The sequence below is a fragment of the Gemmobacter lanyuensis genome (genome assembly GCF_014652355.1).
Classification (GTDB): domain Bacteria; phylum Pseudomonadota; class Alphaproteobacteria; order Rhodobacterales; family Rhodobacteraceae; genus Gemmobacter; species Gemmobacter lanyuensis.
In genome coordinates, this window is sequence record NZ_BMYQ01000005.1 from 185,153 (window position 1) to 209,986 (window position 24,834).

At 64.4% G+C, this 24,834-nt stretch carries 27 protein-coding genes; 16 read left to right on the plus strand and 11 right to left on the minus strand.

Annotated elements, in window-relative coordinates; all coding sequences use genetic code 11:
- The 4 genes from tuf to greA all read right to left on the minus strand — a co-directional run.
- Positions 1-1,059, minus strand: a 1,059-nt coding sequence (tuf, locus tag IE101_RS10580) for an elongation factor Tu (protein ID WP_189633796.1), incomplete at its 3' end; no start/stop codon positions are given.
- A 90-nt stretch (positions 1,060-1,149) separates the two neighbouring features.
- Positions 1,150-1,767, minus strand: coding sequence for a hypothetical protein (locus IE101_RS10585; RefSeq protein ID WP_229804105.1), 618 nt, complete (start codon positions 1,765-1,767; stop codon positions 1,150-1,152).
- Between the two features lie 89 nt (positions 1,768-1,856).
- Positions 1,857-2,855, minus strand: a complete 999-nt coding sequence (locus IE101_RS10590; protein ID WP_189633797.1) for a hypothetical protein — start codon at positions 2,853-2,855, stop codon at positions 1,857-1,859.
- Between the two features lie 23 nt (positions 2,856-2,878).
- On the minus strand, positions 2,879-3,349 hold the full coding sequence (gene greA, locus IE101_RS10595) for a transcription elongation factor GreA (RefSeq protein ID WP_189633798.1): 471 nt from the start codon (positions 3,347-3,349) through the stop codon (positions 2,879-2,881).
- Positions 3,350-3,628: 279 nt separating this feature from the next.
- Between greA and IE101_RS10600 the strand changes: the two genes are divergently transcribed.
- The 3 genes from IE101_RS10600 to IE101_RS10610 all read left to right on the plus strand — a co-directional run bounded on the left by IE101_RS10600 (position 3,629) and on the right by IE101_RS10610 (position 7,994).
- Positions 3,629-5,275 carry an electron transfer flavoprotein-ubiquinone oxidoreductase gene (locus tag IE101_RS10600; RefSeq protein ID WP_189633799.1) on the plus strand — a complete coding sequence of 549 codons (1,647 nt, stop codon included), beginning with the start codon at positions 3,629-3,631 and terminating at the stop codon, positions 5,273-5,275.
- Positions 5,276-5,377: 102 nt separating this feature from the next.
- On the plus strand, positions 5,378-7,108 hold the full coding sequence (locus tag IE101_RS10605) for a tetratricopeptide repeat protein (protein WP_189633800.1): 1,731 nt from the start codon (positions 5,378-5,380) through the stop codon (positions 7,106-7,108).
- Positions 7,101-7,994, plus strand: coding sequence for a 4-(cytidine 5'-diphospho)-2-C-methyl-D-erythritol kinase (locus IE101_RS10610; protein ID WP_189633846.1), 894 nt, complete (start codon positions 7,101-7,103; stop codon positions 7,992-7,994). The genes IE101_RS10605 and IE101_RS10610 overlap by 8 nt, the downstream gene beginning before the upstream one ends.
- On the opposite strand, the gene IE101_RS10615 is transcribed toward IE101_RS10610, so the two are convergent.
- Positions 7,970-8,971, minus strand: coding sequence for a polyprenyl synthetase family protein (locus tag IE101_RS10615; protein ID WP_189633801.1), 1,002 nt, complete (start codon positions 8,969-8,971; stop codon positions 7,970-7,972). The genes IE101_RS10610 and IE101_RS10615 overlap by 25 nt on opposite strands.
- A gap of 59 nt (positions 8,972-9,030) precedes the next feature.
- Between IE101_RS10615 and IE101_RS10620 the strand changes: the two genes are divergently transcribed.
- The 3 genes from IE101_RS10620 (at position 9,031) to IE101_RS10630 (ending at position 10,270) form a co-directional block, all read left to right on the plus strand.
- On the plus strand, positions 9,031-9,246 hold the full coding sequence (locus IE101_RS10620; RefSeq protein ID WP_189633802.1) for a putative signal transducing protein: 216 nt from the start codon (positions 9,031-9,033) through the stop codon (positions 9,244-9,246).
- Complete coding sequence (locus IE101_RS10625) at positions 9,246-10,004, plus strand: tRNA1(Val) (adenine(37)-N6)-methyltransferase (RefSeq protein WP_189633803.1); 759 nt, start codon at positions 9,246-9,248, stop codon at positions 10,002-10,004. Before IE101_RS10620 ends, IE101_RS10625 begins: the two co-directional genes overlap by 1 nt.
- 98 nt (positions 10,005-10,102) lie before the next feature.
- A complete protein-coding gene (locus tag IE101_RS10630; RefSeq protein WP_189633804.1) occupies positions 10,103-10,270 on the plus strand; it encodes a YdcH family protein in 168 nt (55 codons plus the stop codon).
- Here IE101_RS10630 and yddG read toward each other — a convergent pair.
- The 4 genes from yddG to IE101_RS10650 all read right to left on the minus strand — a co-directional run bounded on the left by yddG (position 10,261) and on the right by IE101_RS10650 (position 14,439).
- On the minus strand, positions 10,261-11,127 hold the full coding sequence (yddG, locus tag IE101_RS10635) for an aromatic amino acid exporter YddG (RefSeq protein WP_189633805.1): 867 nt from the start codon (positions 11,125-11,127) through the stop codon (positions 10,261-10,263). The genes IE101_RS10630 and yddG overlap by 10 nt on opposite strands.
- Positions 11,128-11,226: 99 nt before the next feature.
- Positions 11,227-11,952, minus strand: a complete 726-nt coding sequence (locus tag IE101_RS10640; RefSeq protein ID WP_189633806.1) for a beta-ketoacyl-ACP reductase — start codon at positions 11,950-11,952, stop codon at positions 11,227-11,229.
- Positions 11,953-12,302: 350 nt separating this feature from the next.
- Complete coding sequence (locus IE101_RS10645) at positions 12,303-13,475, minus strand: acetyl-CoA C-acetyltransferase (RefSeq protein WP_189633807.1); 1,173 nt, start codon at positions 13,473-13,475, stop codon at positions 12,303-12,305.
- A gap of 136 nt (positions 13,476-13,611) precedes the next feature.
- The gene (locus IE101_RS10650; RefSeq protein WP_189633808.1) at positions 13,612-14,439 is read right to left on the minus strand and encodes an EAL domain-containing protein; all 828 of its coding nucleotides are present in this window, start codon (positions 14,437-14,439) and stop codon (positions 13,612-13,614) included.
- Positions 14,440-14,540: 101 nt separating this feature from the next.
- Between IE101_RS10650 and IE101_RS10655 the strand changes: the two genes are divergently transcribed.
- Entirely contained in the window at positions 14,541-15,098 is a 558-nt protein-coding gene (locus tag IE101_RS10655; RefSeq protein ID WP_189633809.1) for a DNA-3-methyladenine glycosylase I, read from the plus strand.
- A 3-nt stretch (positions 15,099-15,101) separates the two neighbouring features.
- Here the strand turns inward: IE101_RS10655 and IE101_RS10660 are convergent, their stop codons facing one another.
- A complete protein-coding gene (locus IE101_RS10660; RefSeq protein ID WP_189633810.1) occupies positions 15,102-15,650 on the minus strand; it encodes a TlpA family protein disulfide reductase in 549 nt (182 codons plus the stop codon).
- A 24-nt stretch (positions 15,651-15,674) separates the two neighbouring features.
- Between IE101_RS10660 and argH the strand changes: the two genes are divergently transcribed.
- From argH to IE101_RS10690, 6 genes are all read left to right on the plus strand, one after another.
- Positions 15,675-17,081, plus strand: a complete 1,407-nt coding sequence (argH, locus tag IE101_RS10665) for an argininosuccinate lyase (protein ID WP_189633811.1) — start codon at positions 15,675-15,677, stop codon at positions 17,079-17,081.
- Between the two features lie 56 nt (positions 17,082-17,137).
- Positions 17,138-17,278: a hypothetical protein gene (locus IE101_RS10670; protein WP_189633812.1), complete on the plus strand. Its 141-nt coding sequence runs from the start codon at positions 17,138-17,140 to the stop codon at positions 17,276-17,278.
- The gene (locus IE101_RS10675) at positions 17,275-17,478 is read left to right on the plus strand and encodes a hypothetical protein (protein WP_189633813.1); all 204 of its coding nucleotides are present in this window, start codon (positions 17,275-17,277) and stop codon (positions 17,476-17,478) included. Before IE101_RS10670 ends, IE101_RS10675 begins: the two co-directional genes overlap by 4 nt.
- Complete coding sequence (locus IE101_RS10680; protein ID WP_189633814.1) at positions 17,478-17,795, plus strand: DUF2834 domain-containing protein; 318 nt, start codon at positions 17,478-17,480, stop codon at positions 17,793-17,795. The genes IE101_RS10675 and IE101_RS10680 overlap by 1 nt, the downstream gene beginning before the upstream one ends.
- A gap of 65 nt (positions 17,796-17,860) precedes the next feature.
- A complete protein-coding gene (gene lysA, locus IE101_RS10685; RefSeq protein ID WP_189633815.1) occupies positions 17,861-19,126 on the plus strand; it encodes a diaminopimelate decarboxylase in 1,266 nt (421 codons plus the stop codon).
- Positions 19,127-19,161: 35 nt separating this feature from the next.
- Positions 19,162-21,594 (plus strand): DUF4175 domain-containing protein, encoded by a 2,433-nt coding sequence (locus tag IE101_RS10690; protein ID WP_189633816.1) that lies wholly within the window; start codon positions 19,162-19,164, stop codon positions 21,592-21,594.
- Between the two features lie 2 nt (positions 21,595-21,596).
- Here the strand turns inward: IE101_RS10690 and IE101_RS10695 are convergent, their stop codons facing one another.
- The gene (locus IE101_RS10695; protein ID WP_189633817.1) at positions 21,597-22,364 is read right to left on the minus strand and encodes a zinc-ribbon domain-containing protein; all 768 of its coding nucleotides are present in this window, start codon (positions 22,362-22,364) and stop codon (positions 21,597-21,599) included.
- Positions 22,365-22,532: 168 nt separating this feature from the next.
- On the opposite strand from IE101_RS10695, the gene IE101_RS10700 reads away from it, so the two are divergent.
- From IE101_RS10700 to IE101_RS10710, 3 genes are read left to right on the plus strand one after another with little or no spacing between them, the layout of a single operon-like run.
- Positions 22,533-23,204: a cell division ATP-binding protein FtsE gene (locus tag IE101_RS10700; protein ID WP_189633818.1), complete on the plus strand. Its 672-nt coding sequence runs from the start codon at positions 22,533-22,535 to the stop codon at positions 23,202-23,204.
- Positions 23,204-24,100, plus strand: coding sequence for a cell division protein FtsX (locus IE101_RS10705; protein WP_189633819.1), 897 nt, complete (start codon positions 23,204-23,206; stop codon positions 24,098-24,100). Before IE101_RS10700 ends, IE101_RS10705 begins: the two co-directional genes overlap by 1 nt.
- A complete protein-coding gene (locus tag IE101_RS10710; protein WP_229804108.1) occupies positions 24,100-24,834 on the plus strand; it encodes a lysophospholipid acyltransferase family protein in 735 nt (244 codons plus the stop codon). Before IE101_RS10705 ends, IE101_RS10710 begins: the two co-directional genes overlap by 1 nt.

A 24,834-nucleotide genomic window follows, 5' to 3' on the forward strand; every position in this document is an offset into this window, starting at 1 on the left:
GTTGTCGCCCGGCATCACCATCTCGGTGCCTTCCGGCAGCTGCACGGTCCCGGTCACGTCGGTCGTCCGGAAGTAGAACTGCGGACGGTAGTTCGCGAAGAACGGAGTGTGACGGCCGCCTTCTTCCTTGGTCAGGATGTAGGCTTCGGCTTCGAACTTGGTGTGCGGCTTCACCGAGCCGGGCTTGCACAGCACCTGGCCGCGCTCGATGCCCTCACGGTCCACACCGCGCAGCAGCAGGCCGACGTTGTCGCCAGCTTCGCCCTGGTCCAGCAGCTTGCGGAACATCTCGACGCCGGTGCAGACGGTCTTCTTGGAAGCGCGGATCCCCACGATTTCAAGTTCTTCGCCAACCTTCACAACGCCACGCTCGATACGGCCGGTGGCCACGGTGCCACGACCCGAGATCGAGAACACGTCTTCGACCGGCATCAGGAACGGCTGGTCAACAGCGCGCGCCGGGGTCGGGATGTATTCGTCAACCGCAGCGATGAGAGCGCGGATCGCGTCTTCGCCGATGGCCTTCTCGGTGCCGTTCATCGCGTGCAGAGCCGAGCCCTTGATGATCGGGATATCGTCGCCGGGGTAGTCATAGGACGACAGCAGTTCGCGGATTTCCATTTCCACGAGCTCGAGCAGTTCCGGGTCATCGACCTGGTCCACTTTGTTCATGAACACGACCATGTAGGGGATACCCACCTGGCGGCCGAGCAGGATGTGCTCGCGCGTCTGCGGCATCGGGCCGTCAGCGGCCGAGCACACCAGGATCGCGCCGTCCATCTGCGCCGCACCGGTGATCATGTTCTTCACATAGTCAGCGTGGCCGGGGCAGTCGACGTGCGCGTAGTGACGCGACTCCGACTCGTATTCCACGTGGGCGGTCGAGATCGTGATGCCACGAGCGCGCTCTTCCGGGGCGCCGTCGATCTGGTCATAGGCGCGGAATTCACCAAAATACTTGGTGATCGCTGCCGTCAGCGTCGTCTTGCCGTGGTCAACGTGGCCGATCGTGCCGATGTTGACGTGCGGTTTCGTCCGTTCAAACTTTGCCTTTGCCATTGCGGCCCTCGTGGTCTGGGGGGCCCTGAGGACAAGGCCCGTGATCTACACCGGGCGCGACTTAGCCATGAAAACGGGGAAAATCAAGCCTCACTTGGCGTCTTTGGCCGGGGCGCCCACCGCGGGGGCGGCCGGATCGGTCTTGGCGGGTTCCTTCCCGGAGGCGGACCTGGCGGAAGGAAGGCCAAACCATTCTGGATTCTCGAGAAACCACTTCTCGACCGCGCGTGCCCCGTTGATCGCCAGCGATTCCATCTGCTGTTCCCGGGTTTTGGTCAGACCGGTGCCGATGACATTCTCACCATCCAGATTTTCGAAAATGGTGAACTGCTTGCCCTCGGCGTTCAGTTTCTCGCCCTTGGCATCGTCCCAGACATTGGCGGTGATCACCAGAACCGACTTCGGCGCCGCGACCACGGGGATGCCGGGGGGGGCCAGCGCATAGGCATCGACCGAGATGCCGATGTTATAAATCCGGTTCCCTTCATAGCGGCCAAAACGGTCGGCGATGGCCTTTTCCATCGCCGCTTCCCATTCCGCCGGCGTCGCCTCGCGCGAGATCGGAACCTTCTGCACCTTGTCGGCCACCGCGACATTGTGGCCCAGTACGAAATCACCCAGATCGACGGGCGGGGCCTTCAGGTCGTCGTTGGTGGCACAGGCGGCCAGCAGCGGCAGAATCGCAAGGCGGATGATGCGGTGGAACATGGCTCTCCCCGGTTTGGGCCCGGGGATCGGCTTAGCCGCCCCGTCGGCGTCACGCAATGCCCCGCGTCCGGTAGCGGCAAGGTGCGGGGTCAGTCGAAGACCCCGGCCACACGCCCGAACAGCATGAAGGCCCGCGCGGTGCGCGTATCGGCCAACTCGATCAGCTCGGCATCAGAGGCGTTCTTTTCAAAGTCCGAAAAGGTCTTGTCGAAGGTCCGCAGGAAGTGATGGGCCGCATCGCGGAACACCGGGTCTTCGCGCATCCGCCCTGCCGTCAGCGCCAGCGACGACCGGTCGCGAATCCCGCCCAGACCGGAGATCGCACGCCCGCGCTCGCCCTGGGCAAAGCTGCGCCACAGTTCGGGGCGGGCGCGGTCGGGCTTGAGGTCATCCATGAAGATCCCCTCTTGCGACAGCAACGTCAGCACATCCTGGGCCGATCGGATCAGCTTGGCCACGGTGCGATCCTCCAGCGCCAGACGCAGGGCGCGGAAACCATCCTTGTCTTCGGGGCTTTCGGGGAATTGCAGCGCGCGGATGAAATCGGCAACCGACAGCGGCGGGCGCAGATCCTCGGCCGGGGTTCCCAGCGCCAGCGCGGGCTGGTCGCCCGCATCAGCACCACGCCGGGGGCTTGCCAGCGCGGCCTTGCGATCGGCCGAGGGCTGGGTCAGCGACACATCGCGCCGTGAGGAAAAAGTCGCCAGCACCGTCTCGGTCGATTTGGTCGCGCGCTCGATTTCTTCCAGTTTCTTCTCGACCGAGGGCTGCACCTGCGTCTGCACATAGGCGCTGCGCATCGCCTCGACCGCCGATTGCAGGCGCGTGGCCTCGGCCCGCAGATCCTGCACCGACCGCAGGGTCGTGACCGCGATCCAGATCAGCGCGATGGGCAGAAAGACCATCAGCAGCGTCATCACAAGACCCAGCGCCCCGCCCTCACCGGGCGAGAACGTGATATAGGCGGCGACAGCCACCAGCCATGCAAGGCTCAGCGCCGCAGCAACGGCCTCGCTGCGGGTGAACCGCTTCGAGGCCGCTTCGGCGGCGGCCTGCGGGGTGACGAGCCTGTCCTGCGGATCGGGCATCGGTTGCCTCCCCTGTTGGGTCTTCAGACGTAGCGGATGCTGAGCACTTCGTAGCTGCGCTGGCCACCGGGGGTGCTGACCTCGACGCTGTCGCCTTCATCCTTGCCGATCAGCGCGCGCGCCAGCGGCGAACGAATGTTCAGAAGTCCGTTCTCGATATCGGCCTCGACCTCGCCCACGATCTGGTAGGTCTTTTCCTCTTCCGTGTCCTCATCGACGATGGTCACGGTGGCCCCGAACTTGATCGCGCCCGACAGGCGGCTGGTGTCGATGACATCGGCCAGCGACAGGATGCCCTCAAGCTCTTTGATTCGGCCTTCGATGAAGCTCTGCTTCTCGCGCGCGGAGTGGTATTCCGCATTCTCCGACAGGTCGCCCAGCTCGCGGGCTTCGGCGATGGCGCGGATGACGGCCGGGCGCTCCACGCTTTTCAGCATCTTCAGCTCTTCATCCAGCGTGGCAAAACCAGCGCGGGTCATGGGAATCTTTTCCATCGGCCTCTCATCAAAAAAGCAGAGCCACGGCCCCGAAGGACCATGACTCTGTTACGCTGCGTTGCACCTGACCCGAAGGGGGGTCCAAATGCAAGAGGGGAGGCAATCAGAAACGGCATGAGATTGCGCGTATGCGTCACGATGTCCGAAAGAATATTACGCAAACCCTTATCGGTTACGGTTTGATGTTGCGTTATGATTGACGATGCGCTTCCCATGCGGCACAGAACGCCGGATCAAGCAGGCGGCAGTGCCGCAGCCAAAGGAAAGGATAGCGCGATGTCCGTGATCGAACGCGAGAGCATGGATTATGATGTCGTCATTGTGGGCGCCGGTCCTGCGGGTCTTTCCGCGGCGATCCGTCTGAAACAACTGGACGCGGACCTTTCGGTTGTCGTGCTGGAAAAGGGTTCGGAAGTTGGCGCCCATATCCTGTCGGGCGCGGTGCTGGACCCCTCGGGTCTAGATGCGCTGATCCCCGACTGGCGCGAAAAGGGCGCCCCGATCAAGACCGAGGTCAAGGAAGACAACTTCTTCCTCCTCGGCCCGGCCGGTCAGATCCGCATCCCGAACTTCCCGATGCCGCCGCTGATGAACAACCACGGCAATTACATCGTGTCGATGGCCAATGTCTGCCGCTGGATGGCGCAGCAGGCCGAAGAACTCGGCGTCGAGATTTTCCCGGGCATGTCGGCCAGCCAGCTTGTCTATGAAGGCAACCGCGTGGCCGGTGTCGTGGCGGGCGAATTCGGCCGCGATCCGGAAACCGGCGAGCCCGGCCCCTCCTATGAGCCGGGAATGGAGCTGCGCGGCAAATATGTCTTCCTGTCGGAAGGCGTGCGCGGCAGCCTCGCGAAAGAGGTGATCGCCAAATACGAGCTGTCGAAGGGCCATTGCCCGCAGAAGTTCGGCATCGGCATGAAAGAGATCTGGGAGATCGACCCCGCCAAGCACCGCGAAGGCACTGTCACCCATACGATGGGCTGGCCGCTGGGCAGCAATGCCGGTGGCGGGTCCTTCATCTATCACCTTGAAAACAATCAGGTCTATGTCGGCTTCGTGGTTCACCTGAACTACGAAAACCCCCATCTCTATCCCTACATGGAATTCCAGCGCTTCAAGCACCACCCGATGGTGGCCGAGCTTCTGAAGGGCGGCAAGCGCGTGGCCTACGGCGCCCGCGCGATTTCCGAGGGCGGGTATCAGTCGATGCCCAAGATGGTGGCACCGGGCGTGGCGCTGCTGGGCTGTTCGGTCGGCATGGTCAACGTGCCGCGCATCAAGGGCAACCATAACGCCATGCTCTCGGGCAAGGCCGCGGCGGAAGCGGCCTATGCTGCGCTGCAGGCCGGGCGTTCCGGTGATGAACTGTCGGATTATGAGACCGAGGTGCGCGGCGGCGCGATTGGCAAGGACCTGAAGAAGGTCCGCAACGTCAAACCGCTGTGGTCGAAATTCGGCCTTGTCGCCTCGCTGATGGGCGGCGGTCTGGACATGTGGCTGAACACCATCGGGCTGACCGCCTTCGGCACGCTGCGCCACGGCAAATCCGATGCCGCGGCAACCGGCAAGGCCAAGGATTTCCCGAAGATCGACTATCCCAAGCCCGACGGGAAGCTGTCCTTCGACCGCCTGACCAACGTGGCGTTCAGCTTCACCAACCATGATGAAAACCAGCCCGCGCACCTGACGCTGAAAGATGCCGGCGTCCCGATCCGCGTGAACCTGCCCGAATATGACGAACCGGCGCAACGGTACTGCCCCGCCGGCGTCTATGAGGTGCTGGGTGAAGGCAAGGATGCCAGCTTCCGGATCAACTTCCAGAACTGCGTCCATTGCAAGACCTGCGACATCAAGGACCCAAGCCAGAACATCACCTGGAAGACCCCGCAGGGCGGCGACGGCCCGAACTACCCGAACATGTAAATTCTGCGCGACTTTGCGCTGTTGCGGGGCGTCCGATGGGGCGCCCCGCATTGCTTTGGGGCGGGGCGCGCTTTAGGTTGGGCCGATGACGCGGAGGACCGAATGCGCCTGACCCAGACTGCGATTGCCCTGGCCCTTGCCCTGACTGCGGCCGGGGTGGGACAGGCCGAAACCGAAGCCCCTGCCCCCGTGGTTCAGGAGGACGCGGGCGCCTATCTGGCGGCGCGAATCGCCCTGACCGACGGGCGCCACCGCGAAGCAGCCTATTGGTTCGACCGCGCGCTGAAGGCTGATCCCGCGAATGCCGCGTTGCTCGATGGCGCGGTGATTTCCGCGATGAGCCTCGGGGATTTTGAAACCGCTGCACGCCATGCCCTCGAAATCCGCAAGCTCGGCGGCAAAAGCCAAATGGCGACCTTTGCCCTCGTGACCGAGGCCGCCAAGCGCAAGGATGCGGCAGCCATCCAGAAAAATCTGGGCGATGGCCACAGCATCGGGGCGCTGTTTGACGGGTTGATGCGGGCCTGGTCGGACGCGGCAGACGGCCGCATGACCGAAGCCGTCACCGCACTGGATGAGATCGCCGCCAAACCCGGGATGGAGATTTTCGGCCATTATCACAAGGCACTGGCCTTGGCCGCTGTGGGCGATTTCGAAGGGGCAGACAAGGCGCTGGCCGGGGAGGATGCCCAAGGCACCCGCCTCTTGCGCCGGGCCGTCTTTGCACATGTCGAGATTCTGAGCCAGCTGGAGCGCAACAAGGATGCGCTCGCGCTTCTGGATACTGTGTTCGTCCGCGATCAGGACCCGACCGTCGAAGGCCTGCGCGCCCGGCTGGAAAACGGCGAAACCCTGCCTTGGACCATCGTCCAGACCCCGGAACAGGGCATGGCCGAGGTTTATTACAGCCTTGCCACCGCGCTGCGCGGCGAGGCCGACAGCAGCTATACCCTGCTTTACAGCAGGGCCGCCGCCTATCTGCGCCCCGACCATACCGAAGCGCTGCTGACCACCGCGACCCTGCTCAATTCCACCGGGCAGACCGATCTCGCACAAGAGGTCTATGCCCAGGTGTCGACCGAAGCGCCGGAACACTACCTGGCTGAGATCGGGAGGGCCGAGGCGCTTTATGCCGCGGGCAAGACAGATGCCGCGCTTGAAGTGATGCAGACACTGTCGCGATCGTACCCGCAGCTGCGCAACGTCCATGTGACCTATGGCGACATGCTGCGCCGGGAAGAGCTTTATAATCAGGCTGCCGCAGCCTATTCCGACGCGATCAACCTGATCGACAAACCCGAACGCAATGACTGGATGGTGTTTTTCAGCCGCGGCATCTGCCACGAACGCCAGAAACGCTGGGATGAGGCCGAAGCCGACATGCGGAAATCGCTGGAGCTGAGCCCCGACCAGCCGCAGGTGCTGAACTACCTCGGCTACAGTTTCCTCGAATGGAACCGAAACCTCGACGAGGCGCTGAGCCTGATCGAAAAGGCCGTTGCGGTGCAGCCTGACAATGGCGCCATCGTGGACAGCCTCGCCTGGGCCTATTTCCGCATGGGCCGCTATCAGGATGCGCTGGAACCGATGGAACGCGCCTCGCTGATGGAACCAGTGGACCCTGTCGTCACCGACCATCTGGGCGATGTCTACTGGGCCGTTGGCCGCAAGCTTGAGGCTGAATTCCAGTGGCGCCGCGCCCTGTCCTACGGCCCCGAGGAAAAAGACGCGGCCCGCATCCGCAAAAAGCTGGAGGTCGGGCTGGACAAGGTGCTGGCCGACGAAGGCGCCGCCCCTTTGGAAAAGATTGATGCTGCCGCAAACGATAACTGAATTCGGTTACGCCAAGATTAACCTCGCCCTTCATGTGACCGGACAACGCGCGGATGGCTATCATCTGCTCGACAGTCTGGTCGTATTCGCCGGGATCGGCGATCACCTGCGCGCGACGCCCGCGGCCGAGATGTCGCTTTCGGTCAGCGGCCCCTTTGCCGATGGGGTGCCGACCGGCGAGGATAATCTCGTCCTGCGCGCGGCTCGTCTGGTGGCCGGGGATATGGGGGTAGCCTTTTCGCTGGTGAAAAGCCTGCCGCCCACCAGCGGCATTGGCGGCGGGTCGGCCGATGCGGCGGCGGCCATACGTGCGGTGACGCGGCTGCGCGCCATGGCCGGATCGCTGAAGCCACTGTCACCCGAGGATGGACAGAAGATCGTGGCGCTTGGCGCGGATGTACCGGTCTGCCTTGCCTCGCACCCCACCCGGATGCGCGGGATTGGCGAGCAGCTGGATTGGCTGCCCCCCCTGCCCGAGGTGCATGTCGTGCTCGCGAACCCGCGGATCGAGGTGCCGACGCCCGCCGTCTTCAAGGCGCTGGCGCAAAAGGAAAACCCGCCCCTTCCCGATCAGGTTCCTGCCTGGGTCGATGCGGCGGATATGGCCGCCTGGCTGGTCGGCACGCGGAACGATCTGCAAGGCCCAGCCCTCGCCGTGGCCCCGCAGATCGGTCGCGTTCTGACGGAACTGGAACAGCTGCCGGGGGCGCTGATGGCGCGCATGTCAGGTTCGGGTGCTACCTGCTTTGCCTTGTTTGCCAAAGAAAACGCCGCCCAAGAGGCGGCGGATCATCTGCGCGCGGCACAGCCGGATTGGTGGGTCGCGGCGGGGCTGATCTACCCCGGCCGCGCCGATATGGCTCAGCTGATCCGCGCCACGACGTAATCGGCCAGATCCGACAGCATGCCGCGGATCGGATGTTCGGGCAGCTCGGCGATCGCAGCCTTGGCCTTGGCCGACCAAGCCAAGGCATCGGCGCGCGCAGCCTCCATCGCGCCGTGGCGGGCCATGATCGCCAGCGCCTGTTCCAGATCGCCCTCGGCCTGCTGGCCCTTGGCGATGGTGCGGTCCCAGAAGGCGCGTTCCTCGGCATCGGCGGCGGCAATCGCCTTGATAACCGGCAGCGTCAGCTTCCGTTCGCGGAAGTCATCCCCGACGTTCTTGCCGATCTGCGCGGCCGACCCGCCGTAATCCAGCAGGTCATCGGCAATCTGGAAGGCAATCCCCAGCGCATCGCCATAGGTGAAAAGCGCCTGCACCTGCGCGTCATTAGCCCCGGCAATCACGCCGCCTACCTCGGTCGCGGCAGAGAACAGCGCCGCGGTCTTGCCGCGCACGACCTGCAGATAGATCGCCTCGGTCGTCGCCAGATCCTGCGCCGCCGTCAGTTGCAGCACCTCGCCTTCGGAAATCGTGGCCGAGGCGTTGGACAGGATCTGCATGACCCGCATCGACCCGGTTTCCGTCATCAGCTGGAAACTGCGGGCAAACAGGTAATCCCCCACCAGAACAGAGGACTTGTTGTCCCAAAGCAGGTTGGCCGTCGGGCGGCCCCGACGCTGCGTGCTTTCATCAATGACATCATCATGCAGCAGCGTTGCGGTGTGGATGAATTCAACCGTCGCCGCCAGATGGATGTGATAGGGCCCTTCATAGCCGCACAGCCGCGCCGCGGCGATCGTCAGCAGCGGCCGCAACCGCTTGCCCCCCGCGCCCACCAGATGTGCGGTGATCTGCGGAATGCGCGGGGCGTGTTGCGACACCATGCGCGCCGCGATCATTTCATCCACCGCGGCCATATCCGCTGCCAGCCAGGCATTCAGACGGTCATGCGGTTTCTGCGCTGCCTCATCCAGACCCATGTTGCCGCACCCCCGCTTGCGTCTCGACAATCGTGCCGATTGCCGACATCTGTGATCCCATGAAGGAAATTCTCCGCAGCACCGACCCGACGGTCATCGCCTTTGCCACGGCCCTTCTTGAGGGCGAGGATATAGCGGTGTTTCATCTGGACGTCCACATGAGCATCCTTGACGGAAGTCTGGGGATATTGCCGCAGCGCCTGATGGTGGCGGACCGCGATGTGTTTATTGCGCAGGCGGTGCTGCGGGATAACGGAATTGATCCGGGGCGCTGATGTTTACCGAAGATCAACTGACGGATGACAAATTTCTTTGCGGGCGGTTGCGGCTGTGGCAACCGGCGCAGGGCTACCGGGCGGCAACCGACCCGGTGCTGCTGGCCGCCGCCTGTCCGGCAGAAGCCGGGGATCGCGTGCTGGATCTGGGCTGCGGGGCCGGGGCGGCGGCGCTGTGCCTTGCCGCGCGGGTTCCAGACCTCGTTCTGGCAGGGCTGGAGCTTCAGGCCGTCTATGCCGATCTTGCCCGGCGCAATGCTGCACGCAATGGTGTGACGCTTGAGGTGGTCGAAGGCGATCTGCGTCAGATGCCCACGGCGCTGCGGCGCGATTTCGACCATGTGATCAGCAATCCGCCCTATTACCCCGGCGGGGGCACGCCTTCCCCCCTGCCCGGTCGGGCGCTGGCCATGCAGATCGACGCGACGCCGCTGGCCCTCTGGGTTGAGGTCGCAGCCCGGCGCCTGCGGCCCGGCGGCTGGCTGACCATGATCACCGGTGCCGACGCGCTGCCCGATCTGCTGGGCGCGCTCGGCAAGCTGGGATCGGCCTCTGTGCTGCCACTTGCTCCGCGGACGGGACGACCGGCGAAGCGGGTGATTCTGCGGGCGCGCAAGGGCGGAAAGGCGCCGTTCCGGCTGCTCGCCCCCTTCGTGATCCATGAAGGTGCCGAACATACGGGCGACCGTGAGAGTTATACCCCCGCAGCAAACCAAGTTCTGCGCCGGGGGGGCGACCTTTCCGCGCAGTTTGGCTGACTCATGCCGAATTGCTGCGACGCGGCGGTTACATTTTGATGACAGATGGCAAAATCCGTGCTGCAATCATCTTACCCGAAAGAACACAGGAGGCCTGTATGACTGTCGCGTCGCATATCGCCGAACTGAAGAAAAAGCATGAGCATCTCTCGGATATGGTCGAAAGGGCCCAACGCGCGCCCGGCAGCAGCGATCAGGACATCGCCACGCTGAAGAAGCAAAAGCTGAAACTCAAGGAAGAGATTGAACGCCTGTCTCACGCCTGACCCTGTTTCGCACTGGCCCAAGCCGCCAGTGCTGCCCCCCCGGTGATCAAGATCGCCGCGACAAGCAGGAGGAGCGAAGGGGACGCGATACCGGCAACCACCAGCGCCAGCGTGGAGAGGAGCGGCGCAGCATAGGAGGCGACACCAAGCAGTTGGATGTCGCCTTTTTTCATTCCGATGTCCCAGGTGAAGAAGGCAAGGCCGACCGGACCGAAGCCGAGGGCCAACGTCGATGCCCATCCAAGCGTCGTGGCCGGCCAGACCGTGTCTTCCAGTGCCAGATGCGCCAGCAGCGAAAGGGCAGCCGTCGCCAGACAATAGACCGTTACAGATGCGGTCGGCACTTGCCCCAAGAACCGCGAGGCCACCGAATAAACCGCCCATGTAATCGCGCAACCGAAGGCAAGGATGAGGCCGAGCGCATTCGTCTCTCCCCCTTCTCGGCCAAGAACGATCAGTGCAGCCCCCGCAAAGGCGATCAGCGCCCCCAGTACATGGGCCGCCGTCAAGCGCTCACCCGGCAGCAGTCCGGAAAGCAACACGATGAACAACGGCCAAAGATAGGCGATCAGACCGGTTTCAGCGGCAGGCGCAATGCGGAATGCGGTGAAATACAAGAAGTGATAGCCGAAGAGTCCGACCGTGCCGAAAAGATAAACGCGCAGTGGCACCCGCCGCAGCACCGCGCCCTGCCCGGTCGCCAGCGTCCAGACCACGCCGATCGCGCCGCCGATGCTGAAGCAGATCGCATTAAGCAGGAACGGCGGCACGGGGGCCGAGCCGATGGTGAACAGCGCCAGCAAGGCCCAAAGCAGAATGGCGGTAAATCCGATCAGCGTGGCGCGGCGACGTTGCATGGCTTTCTCCCCTGAGGCCGCCAACCTGCACAGACACACCCCAGCCCGCAAGCAGAAAGGCCCGCCAAAGCGGGCCTTTCGCGACAGTTTCAGCCGGGATCAGACGAAGAACTGGCCGCCATTGGCGCTGATCGTGGCGCCGGTGATGAAGCCTGCATCCTCGGCCGCAAGGAACAGCACGCAGCGCGCGATTTCCTCGGGCTCGCCCAGACGGCCAACCGGGATCTGCGGGATGATGCGCTCGTTCAGCACTTTTTCATCAATGGCGCGCACCATCTCGGTGCCGATATAGCCCGGGCAGATCGCATTGACGGTGATCCCAGCGCGCGCGCCTTCCTGTGCCAGCGCCTTGGTAAAGCCGAGGTCGCCCGACTTCGCGGCCGAATAGTTCGCCTGGCCAGCCTGCCCCTTTTGCCCGTTGATCGACGAGATGTTGATCACGCGGCCAAACTTGCGGTCGCGCATACCCGACCACAGCGGGTGGGTCATGTTGAACAGGCCGGTCAGGTTGGTGTCGATAACCTCTTTCCACTGCTGCGGGGTCATCTTGTGGAACATCGCGTCGCGCGTGATCCCGGCGTTGTTCACCAGCACGTCGACCGGGCCAAGATCCGCCTCGACCTTGGCGATACCGTCCTTGCAGGCGTCGTAATCGGCGACCGACCATTTGTAGGTCGGGATGCCGGTTTCCTTCGTGAAGGCGGCGGCAGCTTCGTCATTGCCGGCATAGTTCGCGGCAACGGTGTAGCCCGCGTTTTTCAGCGCGATCGAAATGGCTGCGCCGATTCCACGCGACCCACCGGTGACCAAAGCAACTCTTGCCATTCTTTCCTCCTCGCAAGCGTGTTTGAAATGTGATTACCCGATGAAAACGCAATACGCAACTTTATTGCGCGATGAAAATTTCATCTGCAGCAAAAATGCCGCGCATGCAAAGACGGCAAGCCGCCCTTGGCGCAACACTCCTGCAGCGATGTATCGATTTTGTTGCACGGGCGCAGTGGGGCCGGCTGCAGCCAGTCTTCGCTGCATAAGGTTCTGAAATTCAAACCTGTTTCGGCACATATCGGCCCCGGTCCACCTGTCGAAGTCAGAAGATCAGATTTCCCGGGAAAGGCAAGAAAAAGGGGCGTGTCAAACGACACGCCCCCCGGAAAAATCGGATGTTTGCCCAATCAGCGCTCAAGGCACATGGCGACGCCCATGCCCCCGCCGATGCAAAGGGTCGCCAGACCCTTCTTGGCATCGCGGCGCCGCATTTCGAACAGCAGGGTGTTCAGGATGCGGCAGCCCGAAGCGCCGATCGGGTGGCCGATGGCGATCGCCCCGCCGTTGACGTTCACGATCGACGGATCCCAACCCATGTCCTTGTTCACGGCGCAAGCCTGAGCGGCAAAGGCCTCGTTGGCTTCGACCAGATCCAGATCGCCAACTTTCCAACCCGCCTTCTCCAATGCCTTGCGCGACGCATGGATCGGACCGACGCCCATGATCGAGGGGTCAAGACCAGCCGTTGCGTAAGATGCGATGCGCGCCAGCGGGGTCAGGCCGCGCTTGGCGGCTTCATCCGCCGACATGAGCAGCACGGCCGCGGCGCCGTCATTGATGCCCGAGGCATTGCCCGCGGTGACCGAACCGTCCTTGGTGAAGGCCGGTTTCAGCTTGGCCATGGCATCAATCGTCGCCCCGGCGCGGATGTATTCATCGGCGTCGACGGTCACATCGCCCTTGCGGGTCTTGATGAGGAACGGGATGATTTCGTCGACAAACTTGCCGGCCTTCTGGGCGGCTTCGGCCTTGTTCTGGCTGGCGACGGCGAATTCGTCCTGCGCGTCGCGGCTGATCTGCCACTGGTTCGCAACGTTTTCCGCAGTCTGGCCCATGTGGTAACCGTTGAAGGCATCCCAGAGGCCATCCTTGATCATCGAATCGATGAACTTCATGTCGCCCATCTTCTGCCCGGCGCGCAGATGCGCGACATGGGGCGAAAGCGACATGTTTTCCTGACCACCGGCGACCACGATCGAGGCATCGCCCAGTTGCACATGCTGCGCACCCAGCGCGACCGCGCGCAGGCCCGAACCGCAAACTTGGTTGAGGCTCCAGGCCGAGGCCTCTTTCGCCAGACCGGCGAGGATATGCGCCTGGCGGGCGGGGTTCTGCCCCTGACCGGCAGTCAGCACCTGACCAAGGATGGTTTCCGCAACTTCTGCCTTGTCGATGCCGGCACGCGCCACGACCGCCTCGATCACCGCGGCGCCGAGTTCATGCGCGGGGGTATTGGCGAACGACCCGTTGAAACTGCCCACGGCAGTACGTGCCGCGGAAACGATAACGACATTCGTCATGGCTCTGGTCCTCTCCCTTGGCCGATGCGGGGGAAGCGCTCTTCCGCCGCTCTGCAGCATGGGTAGGCGGTTCCGCTGCGTCGCGCAAGAAAATTGCGTAAACCAGGTCCTTAACTTTCCGCATGACAGCCATGCATCAGGCCCGTTTGCGTGGCTGATCCGGCATGAAGGCAGGGCGCAGGCTGGGCGCACCGAAGAGATACCCCTGCAGACAATCCACCCCGATCGACTGCAGGAAGGCCGCCTCTTCCGCCGTTTCCACCGCCTCGGCCACGGTGAACATTTCGAACTGCCGCGCGATACTCAGCAAGGCGCGGGTCAGGGCCTGATTGTCGGGATCGTGGTGGATATTGCGGATGAACTGGCCATCGATCTTCAAAATATCAAAGAAGAAATCCTTGAAATAGCGGAAGGCGGTATAACCCGCGCCGAAATCATCCAGCGCGAAGGTGATGCCGGTGCGCTGAAGATCGTCCATGAAGGCGGCCACGATTTCCGGTACCAACACGGCCGAGCTTTCGGTGATTTCCAGGATCAACCGCTCTGCGATCGTGGGCGACTGCTGCACACCCCGTGTCAACGTGCGTTGCCAGCGCGGGTAGCCGATCGACCGCGCGGACATGTTCACCGCAATTCGCACGTCGGGGTGCCGTGCCAGCGTCGCAAGCCCGATCTCCAGCGCGGCACAGTCAAGCAACCGGCCGGTTTCCTGCATTTCGACCGCACCGATGAAATCCCGCGCCGGAATCACCCGCCCGCCGACATCCAGCACCCGCAAAAGCCCTTCGTAAAAGGCCACGCGCTGCGGATCGGCCCCCAGGACCACCGGCTGAAAGGCCAGCCGCACGCGACCTGTCCGCAAGGCCTCATCCACCATGAGCAGGGTCTGACGATCCTGTTCCGAAATCACGAAGGCCAGGGGATTTGCCGCGCCTGCCTTACCTGTCCGTTCCAATCGGCCCATGTCTGCCCCCAAACTGCGCTTCGACCTCGACAGATTGTCGCCCCAAGCGTTAAGGGAGAGTGAAAGTTCCCATTTAGTTCCAATTTTCAGGAAAACGCGCGATGACCGAACGCTGCAGCTGGTGCGGAACGGATCCGCTCTACATGGCCTATCACGACACCGAATGGGGCGTGCCGCAGCACGACAGCCGCACCCTGTTCGAAATGCTGATACTGGAAGGGTTTCAGGCGGGTCTGAGCTGGATCACCATCCTGCGCAAGCGCGAGAATTTCCGCGCGGCCTTCGCCGGGTTCGACCCGGCCATCCTGGCCACATGGGGCGAAACCGAGGTGGAGCGCCTGCGTGCCGATCCAAGCATCATCCGCCATCGCGGCAAGATCGAGGCGACACTGGCGGGCGCGCGGGCCTGGTTGCGGATCGAAGCCCGCGAAGGCTTTGCCCCGTTCCTGTGGCGATTCGCCGAAGGGGGTCGCACCACCGCCCCCCTGAGCCCGGCCGAAGTGCCCGCCGAAACGGCGCAATCGCGCGCCATGTCCAAGGCGCTGAAGGCCGAGGGGTTCCGCTTTTGCGGCCCGACGATCTGCTATGCCTTCATGCAGGCAACGGGCATGGTGAATGACCACCTCGCCACCTGCGATTTCCGCGATGGGCCGCGCTAGGCCTTAGCGCATCAGCGCCTCCAGCACGGCCCGGGCCTCGGCCCCGGCCCAGTCGGCATCCCCGATCAGGCGACCGACCTCTTGTCCCTCGGGGTTCAGGATTACCGTGACGGGCAAGCCCGCCACCGCCATTTCCCGCGCCAACGCCGATTTCGGATCGCGCAGTGCAGTCAGATGGGTCACCCCGGCCTCGGCGAAGAACTCTTCGATCGCGGGCACGGCATTGCGACCGGTTGCAACCGTTACCACCTCGAAGCTGTCGCCACCCAGATCTTTCTGCAAGGCACCCAAAGAGGGCATTTCCTTGCGGCAGGGCGGGCACCAGGTGGCCCAGAAATTCACCAGCACCCATTTGCCCTTGAACTCGGACAGGCTGCGCGGGGCATCATCCATGCCCACCAGCCCGATGTCGGGGATGGGCTGTGCCTCGGCGAAGTTGAGCTTTTTCATATCGCCTGCCCGCAGCGCATCGGCGGCCGTCACATCCGCAAGGGCCGGGTTTGCACCGAGAGCCAAGGCCGTATAAAGAACGACGGCACGAAAAGTCAGCATTTCCCCTCCAAAGGCAGGCCCAAGATGAGCGCAGACGACAAGACCCAATCCTCCGCCAATGCCATGTGGGGCGGGCGTTTTGAGCGTGGGCCGGATGCCATCATGCAGGCGATCAATGCCTCCATCGGGTTCGACCAGCGGCTCTACGCGCAGGATATTGCCGGCTCGCGCGCCCATGCGGCGATGCTCGCAGCACAGGGCATTCTGACGGATAAAGATGCCGAGGCCATTCGGGAAGGGCTTCTCACGGTCTTGTCAGAGATCGAGGCCGGAAACTTCGTTTTCCGCGTCGAACAGGAAGACATCCACATGGCCGTGGAAAGCCGCCTGACCGAGATCATCGGCGAAGCAGGCAAGCGCCTGCACACCGGACGGTCGCGGAATGATCAGGTGGCAGTCGATTTCCGTCTCTGGGTGCGGGACCAATGCGATGCGGCCATCAACGGCATCACCGCCCTCATGCGCGCTTTCGTCGCGCAAGCTGAACAGGGCGCTGATTGGGTCATGCCGGGCTTTACCCATCTGCAGACCGCCCAGCCTGTGACCTGGGGCCATCACATGATGGCCTATGTCGAAATGCTGGCGCGGGATCGGTCGCGCTTTGAAGATGCGCGCCGCCGGATGAACGAATGCCCGCTGGGGGCAGCCGCGCTGGCCGGGACCTCCTTCCCGATCGACCGGCATGCGACGGCGGCGGCGCTCGGCTTTGACCGGCCCACGGCGAATAGCCTTGATTCCGTGTCGGACCGCGACTTCGCGCTCGAATTCCTTTCGGCCTCCAGCATCTGTGCCATGCATCTGTCGCGCTTTGCCGAAGAGCTGGTGATCTGGTCCAGCGCGCAATTCCGCTTCGTCCGCCTGTCGGACAAATGGACGACCGGGTCCTCGATCATGCCGCAGAAAAAAAACCCCGACGCGGCTGAATTGCTGCGCGCCAAGCTGGGCCGGATCATGGGGGCGACCGTGGCGCTGTTCACGGTGATGAAGGGCCTGCCGCTGACCTATTCCAAGGACATGCAAGAGGACAAGGAACAGGTCTTTGATGCGGCCGATACGCTGATGCTGGGCCTTGCCGCGATGACCGGCATGGTGAGCGACATGCAGGCGATGACGGAGAACCTGCGCGCGGCGGCGGCCTCGGGCTTTTCCACGGCGACCGATCTTGCGGATTGGCTGGTGCGCGAACTGGGCCTGCCCTTCCGCGAGGCGCATCACGTCACCGGCACGCTGGTGGGCATGGCCGAAAAGCGCGGCTGCGACCTGCCCGAGCTGACGCTGGAGGATATGCAATCGGTTTATGCGGATATCCGCGCCGATGTGTTTGACGTGCTGGGGGTCGAGAACTCCGTAAACTCGCGGCAGTCTTATGGCGGAACTTCGCCGGTGCAGGTGCGCGCCCAGATTGCCCGCTGGAAGCAGCATCTCGGCTAAGGCAGCTTTGCCGGGCGGCGGGATGACCTGCCGCCCCCTTCACGAACGGACCTTCCATGACCCGCATCCTTCCCCTGCTGCCCCTCCTAGCCCTGCTGGCCGCCTGCGGCGCCGATGGCGCCCCCGAGGCGCCGACGCCAACCCCCGGCGTCAGCATCACGGGCGAGGTGCGCGCCGGGGTGGTGGGCAAGCTGTGACCCGCGCGCTGCTGATCGCCCTGCTGCTTGCGGCCTGCGCGCCGGCGCAGCCCCATCTGGGGGTGCGGGCGACGCCCGCCGGGGTGGCGGTGACGCCCTCGGTCGCCACGACCATGGGCGGCGTGCGGATCGGCGCCTCGCCCCATGGCGCGCATCTTGGCACGCGGATCGGCGGCGTAGGCCTGGGGATCGGGCTTTGATGCCGCCGCTGCGGGTGGCCTATCTTTTGCTTGCGATTTGGGGGGCGGTGCACCCCACCGCGGTGCAGCTGGGCTATCTGCACGATACGGGACTTGGCCTCGGCGGGCTGGTGCAGGGCTGGCTGGCCAATGGCGCAAGCCGCGGGCTGACCCTCGATCTGGTGATCACCGCGCTGGCCCTCACGCTCTGGATCGTGGCCGAGACACGGGTGCGCCGCAATTGGGGGGCGCTTCTCGCGATTCCAGCGACCGTGCTTGCCGGACCGGGCTGCGGCCTGCCGCTCTATCTTTTCCTGCGAAGCGCACCAATTCGCTGACGGAATTGCGCGCCCGGGACGTTCTGCTATAGCCATGCCAGACCGGCCGGCAGGAGGCACAGCGCATGGATCACTTCATTTACCGCAACGGCAGCCTTCATGCCGAGGATGTTTCCCTGGCCGAGATTGCGGCCCAGGTCGGCACCCCCTTCTATTGCTACTCGGCCGCCACGCTGACGCGCCATTACCAGCTGTTCAAAGAGGCGCTTTCGCCCCTGCCGAACCTTGTCTGCTTTGCCATCAAATCGCTGTCGAATGTCGCCGTGCTCAAGCTGCTGGGTGATCTGGGCGCGGGCATGGATGTGGTCTCCATCGGGGAATATCTGCGCGCCAAGGCCGCCGGTGTGCCGGGTGATCGCATCGTCTTTTCCGGTGTCGGCAAAACGCGCGAGGAGATGCGGATCGCGCTGGAAGGTGGCATCCGCCAGTTCAACGTCGAAAGCGAGCCGGAGATGCGCGCCCTGTCAGAGGTCGCTGCCGAAATGGGCCTGCGCGCGCCGATCACCCTGCGCGTGAACCCCGATGTCGATGCGCGCACGCATGAAAAGATTGCGACCGGCAAAAAGGAAAACAAGTTCGGCATCCCGATCGAACGCGCCCGCGCCGTTTATGCCGAGGCGGCGGCCCTCCCCGGTCTTGAGGTCGTGGGGATCGACGTCCATATCGGCAGCCAGCTGGTGGAGCTTGAGCCCTTCGAGATGGCTTTCCGCAAGGTCGCCGAGCTGACCGAGGCCCTGCGCGCCGATGGCCACAACATCCGGCGCCTCGACCTCGGCGGCGGTTTAGGCATCCCCTATACCCGCTCGAACGAGGCGCCGCCCCTGCCCACCGATTACGGCGCCATGATCAAGCGCACGCTGGGCCATCTGGATTGCGAGATCGAGATCGAGCCCGGCCGCCTCATCGCGGGCAACTCGGGGGTACTAGTTTCGAGCGTGATCTATGTGAAGAACGGCGAGGGCCGGGATTTCCTGATCCTCGACGCGGCGATGAACGATCTGGTAAGACCTTCGATGTATGGTGCCCATCACGACATCATCGCCGTAGCCGAACCCGCAGCAGGCGCACCGACCGTGCCCTTCGATGTGGTCGGCCCTGTCTGCGAAACCGGGGATACCTTTGCCAAAGGGCGCGATCTTCCGCTCATGGCGGCGGGCGATCTGGTGGCTTTCCGCTCGGCCGGGGCCTATGGCGCGGTCATGGCGAGCGAATATAACACCCGACCCCTTGTGCCAGAGGTACTTGTGAGGGACGATCACTTCGCCGTCATCCGGGCCCGGCCCAGCTATGACGAAATTCTCAAGCGGGATAGCATCCCGGATTGGTTGTAAGGACGGCCGTCACACGGCCGGTACGTGAAAGGGCGATGGAACAGGCGAAAGCCCCCGATGTGCTGACCCGCATCCGTTGGCCCTTGCGGCTGACTTGGGCAGGGCTTTGGGCGGAACGCCTGTCGCGGGCTTTCTGGCCGCTCTGGACCGTTGCGCTGGCGACGCTGGCAATTCTGGCCTTCGGCCTGCAGGATATGGTCGCGCTCGAAGCGGCATGGACCGGCCTCGTTGCCGCCATCGTCGGGGCGGTCTGGTCCTTGACCCGCGGCCTGCGCCAATTCCGCATCCCGACACGGGCCGAGGCGCTGGCCCGGCTCGACGCCTCACTACCCGGCCAGCCGCTTTCGGCGCTGGCCGACGATCAGGCGATTGGCGGCAGCGATCCGGCCTCGGTCGCGGTCTGGCAGGCGCATCGCGCGCGCATGGCTGCCCGTGCCGCCGCCGCCCGCCCCGTGCGCCCCGAGCTGCATCTGGCCAGCCGCGACCCCTTCGGCCTGCGCTACATGGCGCTGACGCTCTTTGTCTGCGCGCTGATGTTCGGCTCAATCTGGCGGGTGGCCTCGGTCACGGGTCTTGGGCCCGGCCCGGCGGAAGCGATGATGAACGGCCCGACATGGGAGGGTTGGGCACAGCCACCGCTTTATACCGGCAAGCCCGCGCTTTACCTGAACGACATCTCGGCGCGCACGCTGGATCTGCCGCGCGGCACTCGCGTGCAAGTCCGCCTTTACGGCGAGGTGGGCGCGCTGACCCTGTCGGAAACCGTTTCGGGCGCGACGACCCCTGCCCCGGCCTCGGACCTCGCCCAGAGTTTTGAGGTGATGCAAGACGGCGCCATTGCGATCAATGGCCCCGGCGGGCGCGAATGGAAGATCATGGCCCTGAAGGACGCGCCGCCGCTGGTGCAGATCAAGGGCGAAGTCACGCGCGAACGCGATGGCAAGATGCGCCTTCCCTTCGGGGTCGAGGATGACTTCGGCATCGCAGGCGGGAAGGCGACGGTGACGCTTGATCTGGCCAAGATCGATCGCCGCTTTGGCCTGACCCCGGACCCCGAACCGCGCGCGCCGCTTGAACTGGACCTGCCGCTGCCCATCAGCGGCAATCGCGCGAAATTCGAAGAGGCGCTCGTCGAAGATATCTCGCAGCATCCTTTCGCCAATATGCCCGTGCAGGTGCGGCTTGAGGTGACGGATGCCGCAGGCCAGACCGGTGGCACGGCGCCGCTGTCGCTGATCCTGCCGGGCAAGCGGTTCTTTGATCCCTTCGCCGCTGCCATCATCGAACTCCGCCGCGATCTGCTGTGGAACCGCGCGAATGGCCCGCAAACAGCGCAGATCTTCCGCGCCGTGACCCATCTGCCCGAAGATCTGATCCGCGATCAGGCCACCTTCGACCGGCTGCTGGCCGCGATTGACCGTCTTGCTGCGGCAGGGTCCGACCTGACCCCGGCCCTGCGCGACGACTTGGCGAAAGAGCTGTGGGAGATTGCGCTGCTGGTTGAGGAGGGCGATCTTGCCTCGGCCCGGGAACGGCTGCAACGCGCGCAGGACCGCCTGAATGAGGCGATCCGCAATGGCGCCGACCCGGCGGAAATCCAGAACCTGATGGATGAACTGCGCGCCGCGACCGATGATTACATGCGCCTCCTGGCGGAAGAGGCCGAGCGCAACCCCGATGGCGGACAGGCCGATGCGGGGCAACAGATGCAGATCACCGGCGACCAGATCCAGAAGATGATGGATGAAATCCAGCGCCTGATGGAAGAAGGCAAGATGGCCGAAGCTGCGCAGGCCATGGCCATGCTTCAACAGCTGCTGGAAAACCTGAAGATGACCGAAGGTCAGGGTGGTCAGGGCGGGCCGCAGATGCCGGGGATGAAGGGGCTACAGGAAACGCTGCGCGACCAGCAAGGCCTGTCGGATGAGGCCTTCCGCCAGTTGCAACAGGGAGATCGGCCCGGCGACGACGACCCGCTGGCCGAGGAACAGCGCCAGCTGCGTGAACGACTGGATGCCCTGAACGGTCAACAACTGCCCGGTCCCGATACCGAATCGGGTGAGGCCGGCCGCCAGTCTCTCGATGAGGCTGAACGTCAGATGGAGCAGGCGGAACGCGCCTTGCGCCAAGGTGATCTCTCGGGCGCGCTGGACCGTCAGGCCGATGCGATGGATCGCATGCGCGATGGGCTGCGGGCCCTGAATGATGCACAGGCCGAAGCCGAGCGTCAGGGCCGCACCGGCGATGGCGTGCCCGGGGGGAATGCTGACCCCAACGGCGCCCCTGATCCGCTGGGGCGCGATACAGGCAATGCAGGCCGGATCGGATCAGACGACAATCTGTTGAACGGTCAGGATGTGCAGCGCCGTGCGCAAGACCTGCTGGACGAAATCCGCCGCCGCGCCGGTGAACAACAGCGCGCCGAAAATGAACGCGATTACCTGAAACGGCTGCTGGACCTGTTTTGAGGTCAGCCTTGCAGCGCCATGATCGCGCGCTGCATCAGCCCATCCAGCCAAAGCCGCGCGGCATCGACCTTCGCAACATAGGCGATCAAAAGATCAGCGCTTGCCGGCATCTGCTGGGCGATGCGCGGCGCCATCACATAGGCCGCCACCGCCACCGCCGCGACAAGAAGCGCCAGGCTGAACCCGCTGCGGAAGCTGGCATTGGCCGCCTTGGTACGCAAAACCGGGGCCGCAGTGATCGGATCGGCGGCGGGGCTGAGGGTCGAGTTGATCTCTTCGATATCCGGCAGAAGGTCGCGTCCCTTGGCCGGTCGGACATGCAGGTCAGCGGCGTTTTCCTCTTCCACCCCCTTCAACTGGGCGATCCGCCGGGCCGCGGCACTGACCTGCGGCGCCTCCAAACCCAGATCGCCTTGCGTTTCAAGGGCGGGCTCTTCCCGCGCGCGGGCCTGTGCCTCGCGCTCGGCCTCTTCCTTCAGCAAGGCGACCAAGCTTTCGTCAAGGTTGCGCGCCGCAGGTGCCGCGCGGGGTGACAGTTCCGGCTCAGGCTCGGGCAATGCAGGGGCGGCGGGTTCGGCCCCGATTTGCGGGGCCATTTCGACGGGCGGGTCGAAAACTTCCGCCTCGGCGGCCTGCGCTTCCAGAACGGCAGGCGGCAGCTGAAACCAGGCATGACCACAATTCGAACATTGGACGTCGCGCCCCTCATCCGGGATGGCCTCATCGGCAACCTCGTATTGCGCATCGCAATTGGGGCAAATCAGACGCATCTTTACCGCTCCTGCCGTTCGACGGCCTCTTGTTGCGCCCTTTCTAGCAACGAACCCCCCGTGTTCCAAGCCTGCGCCCCACAGGATTTTCCAGATTGCGCCCGGCAAACCGTTGAATCCGCCGCGCATCCGGGCGATTGTGCGCCGCGTCTGCGGAAGGGACCAATCGTGATTTCGTTCGAGAATGTGGCCTACAACTATGGCGGCGGCGAGCTTTTGTCGGAAATGTCCCTGCGGCTGGCGCCGGGGTCTTTCCATTTTCTGACCGGGCCGTCGGGTGCGGGCAAATCCACTTTTCTCAAGCTCTGCTATGCCGAGCTGCTGCCCACGGCGGGCCATGTCACGCTGTTCGACCGCGAGGTCCGGTCGCTCGGCCGGGATGAGGTCGCGCTGATGCGGCAGCGCATCGGCGTCGTGCATCAGGATTGCCGGTTCCTCGATCATCTGCCGCTGGCGGCCAATGTCACCCTGCCGCTGACCGTGTCGAACCGCGAGGTCAGCGGGCAGGACCTGGGCGATCTGCTGGCTTGGGTCGGGCTGCGCCATCTGGCCGACGCGCTGCCCCCGTCGCTCTCAGGTGGGGAACGGCAGCGGGCAGCGCTGGCGCGGGCGGTGATCGTGGACCCCGAGGTCATCCTGGCCGATGAACCGACCGGAAACCTCGACTGGGAAATGTCGCTACGGCTGCTGCAATTGCTGGTCGAATTGAACCGCATGGGCAAGACCATCGTCGTTGCCACCCATGACCTGAACCTGATCCGGCAGGCGAAATCGCATGTTGCGGCGCGGGTGCTCCGCATCCGCAACCGCCGCATCCAACTGGCGGGGGCCGATCTGTGATGACCAATCCGCTGACACTCTTCTTGCGCGGCGACCGGCAGGCTGATCGCGTGGTGCCGCCCTCAGGGCATACGGCCTGGCTCACAAGCTTCACGGCGGGCGCGATGACCTTCCTAGCCGTCTTCGCGCTGGCGCTGGCGCTGGCCTCGGGGCGGATGGCGGACCGCTGGTCGGATGCACTGGCGCGCACGGCGACGGTACGGATCTCGGCCCCGCCGGACCAGATTGAAATGCAGACCCGTGTCGTGCTGGATGTGCTGGCGACCACCCCCGGCGTCGAAAGCGCCAAGGCGCTGAGCGATGAGGAACAGCGCAAGCTGCTGGAGCCCTGGTTCGGCCCCGACCTTCCGGTCGAGGCCCTGCCGATCCCGCGCCTGATCGAGTTGACCGAGACCGCCCAGGGCTATGACGCTGAGGGCCTGCGCCAGCGCCTTGCGGCCGAGGCCCCCGGCGCCGTGCTGGATGATCACACCCGCTGGCGCCGCCCGCTGGCGACGGCAGCGGGGCGCCTGCGCGTGCTGGGCTATCTGTCGATCCTGCTGATCGGCGGCACCATGGCGGGGATGATCACCCTGGCCGCCAATGCCGCACTGGCTGCAAATTCGCAGGTGATCGAGGTTCTGCGGCTGGTCGGTGCGCAGGATGCCTATATCGCGCGGGCCTTCGTGCGCCGCTTCACGCTGCGGGCCTTTACGGGCGCGCTGGCAGGCGCCCTGCTGGGCATGGCGGGAATTGCGTTGCTGCCTTCGGCCGATGCGGCGGGCGGGTTCCTGACGGGGCTGGGCTTCAGCGGGGCGGGCTGGTTCCTGCCGTTGGCCCTGCCGCTCATCGCGGCCATCGTGGCCTTTGCAGCCACCCGCCGCGCCGCGCTGATGAAGCTTCGGGGGTTAATGTGATGCGCCGTATCCTGCCGCTTCAATGGCTGCTGTCGCTGATCTTCATCGTCCAGATGTATGTTGCGATGCTGGTGATCGGTGTGGTGATGCTGATCCCCGCGCTGATCGACCGGCGCCATGCCCATACTGCCTGCCGCAGCTTCTGCGCCTGGGTCCGGATCAGCCTGCGCGTGCTGACCGGCCTGAACACCGAAGTGCGCGGCCCGGTGCCGCAGACCGAGGTGCTGATTGCAGCCAAGCACCAAAGCTTCCTCGACATCATACTGATCTTCGGCGCGGTGCCGCGCGGCAAGTTCGTGATGAAGAAAGAGCTGGTCATGGCGCCGATTCTGGGCTGGTACGCGCTGCGGATCGGCTGTGTCCCGGTGGATCGCGGCAAACGCGGCGCCGCCATTTCGCGCATGATGGCGGATGTCAAATCCGGGGCGAGCTTGCCGGGACAGCTCATCATCTATCCCCAGGGCACCCGTGTGGCCCCCGGCGTGCGCGCGCCCTACAAGGTGGGGACGGCCCTGCTGTATAGCCAGTTGAAACAGGATTGCGTGCCAGTCGCCACCAATGTGGGCGTTTTCTGGCCCAAGCGCGGCATCCTGCGGAAACCCGGCACGGCGGTCGTGGAATTCCTGCCGCCCCTGCAGCCGGGCCTGTCGAACAGCGCCTTCATGGCCACGCTGGAGCGTGAGGTGGAGACAGCCTCGGATGCGCTCTTGGCCGAGGCGACGCGCGGGGCCTGA

Bases quoted from the DNA above. Each gene is read 5' to 3' on its own strand.
- IE101_RS10585 (WP_229804105.1), bottom strand. From the start codon at position 1,767: ATGTTCCACCGCATCATCCGCCTTGCGATTCTGCCGCTGCTGGCCGCC.
- IE101_RS10590 (WP_189633797.1), bottom strand. From the start codon at position 2,855: ATGCCCGATCCGCAGGACAGGCTCGTCACCCCGCAGGCCGCCGCCGAA.
- greA (WP_189633798.1), bottom strand. From the start codon at position 3,349: ATGGAAAAGATTCCCATGACCCGCGCTGGTTTTGCCACGCTGGATGAA.
- IE101_RS10600 (WP_189633799.1), top strand. From the start codon at position 3,629: ATGTCCGTGATCGAACGCGAGAGCATGGATTATGATGTCGTCATTGTG.
- IE101_RS10605 (WP_189633800.1), top strand. From the start codon at position 5,378: ATGCGCCTGACCCAGACTGCGATTGCCCTGGCCCTTGCCCTGACTGCG.
- IE101_RS10615 (WP_189633801.1), bottom strand. From the start codon at position 8,971: ATGGGTCTGGATGAGGCAGCGCAGAAACCGCATGACCGTCTGAATGCC.
- IE101_RS10620 (WP_189633802.1), top strand. From the start codon at position 9,031: ATGAAGGAAATTCTCCGCAGCACCGACCCGACGGTCATCGCCTTTGCC.
- IE101_RS10625 (WP_189633803.1), top strand. From the start codon at position 9,246: ATGTTTACCGAAGATCAACTGACGGATGACAAATTTCTTTGCGGGCGG.
- IE101_RS10630 (WP_189633804.1), top strand. From the start codon at position 10,103: ATGACTGTCGCGTCGCATATCGCCGAACTGAAGAAAAAGCATGAGCAT.
- yddG (WP_189633805.1), bottom strand. From the start codon at position 11,127: ATGCAACGTCGCCGCGCCACGCTGATCGGATTTACCGCCATTCTGCTT.
- IE101_RS10640 (WP_189633806.1), bottom strand. From the start codon at position 11,952: ATGGCAAGAGTTGCTTTGGTCACCGGTGGGTCGCGTGGAATCGGCGCA.
- IE101_RS10645 (WP_189633807.1), bottom strand. From the start codon at position 13,475: ATGACGAATGTCGTTATCGTTTCCGCGGCACGTACTGCCGTGGGCAGT.
- IE101_RS10650 (WP_189633808.1), bottom strand. From the start codon at position 14,439: ATGGGCCGATTGGAACGGACAGGTAAGGCAGGCGCGGCAAATCCCCTG.
- IE101_RS10655 (WP_189633809.1), top strand. From the start codon at position 14,541: ATGACCGAACGCTGCAGCTGGTGCGGAACGGATCCGCTCTACATGGCC.
- IE101_RS10660 (WP_189633810.1), bottom strand. From the start codon at position 15,650: ATGCTGACTTTTCGTGCCGTCGTTCTTTATACGGCCTTGGCTCTCGGT.
- argH (WP_189633811.1), top strand. From the start codon at position 15,675: ATGAGCGCAGACGACAAGACCCAATCCTCCGCCAATGCCATGTGGGGC.
- IE101_RS10670 (WP_189633812.1), top strand. From the start codon at position 17,138: ATGACCCGCATCCTTCCCCTGCTGCCCCTCCTAGCCCTGCTGGCCGCC.
- IE101_RS10680 (WP_189633814.1), top strand. From the start codon at position 17,478: ATGCCGCCGCTGCGGGTGGCCTATCTTTTGCTTGCGATTTGGGGGGCG.
- lysA (WP_189633815.1), top strand. From the start codon at position 17,861: ATGGATCACTTCATTTACCGCAACGGCAGCCTTCATGCCGAGGATGTT.
- IE101_RS10690 (WP_189633816.1), top strand. From the start codon at position 19,162: ATGGAACAGGCGAAAGCCCCCGATGTGCTGACCCGCATCCGTTGGCCC.
- IE101_RS10695 (WP_189633817.1), bottom strand. From the start codon at position 22,364: ATGCGTCTGATTTGCCCCAATTGCGATGCGCAATACGAGGTTGCCGAT.
- IE101_RS10705 (WP_189633819.1), top strand. From the start codon at position 23,204: ATGACCAATCCGCTGACACTCTTCTTGCGCGGCGACCGGCAGGCTGAT.
- IE101_RS10710 (WP_229804108.1), top strand. From the start codon at position 24,100: ATGCGCCGTATCCTGCCGCTTCAATGGCTGCTGTCGCTGATCTTCATC.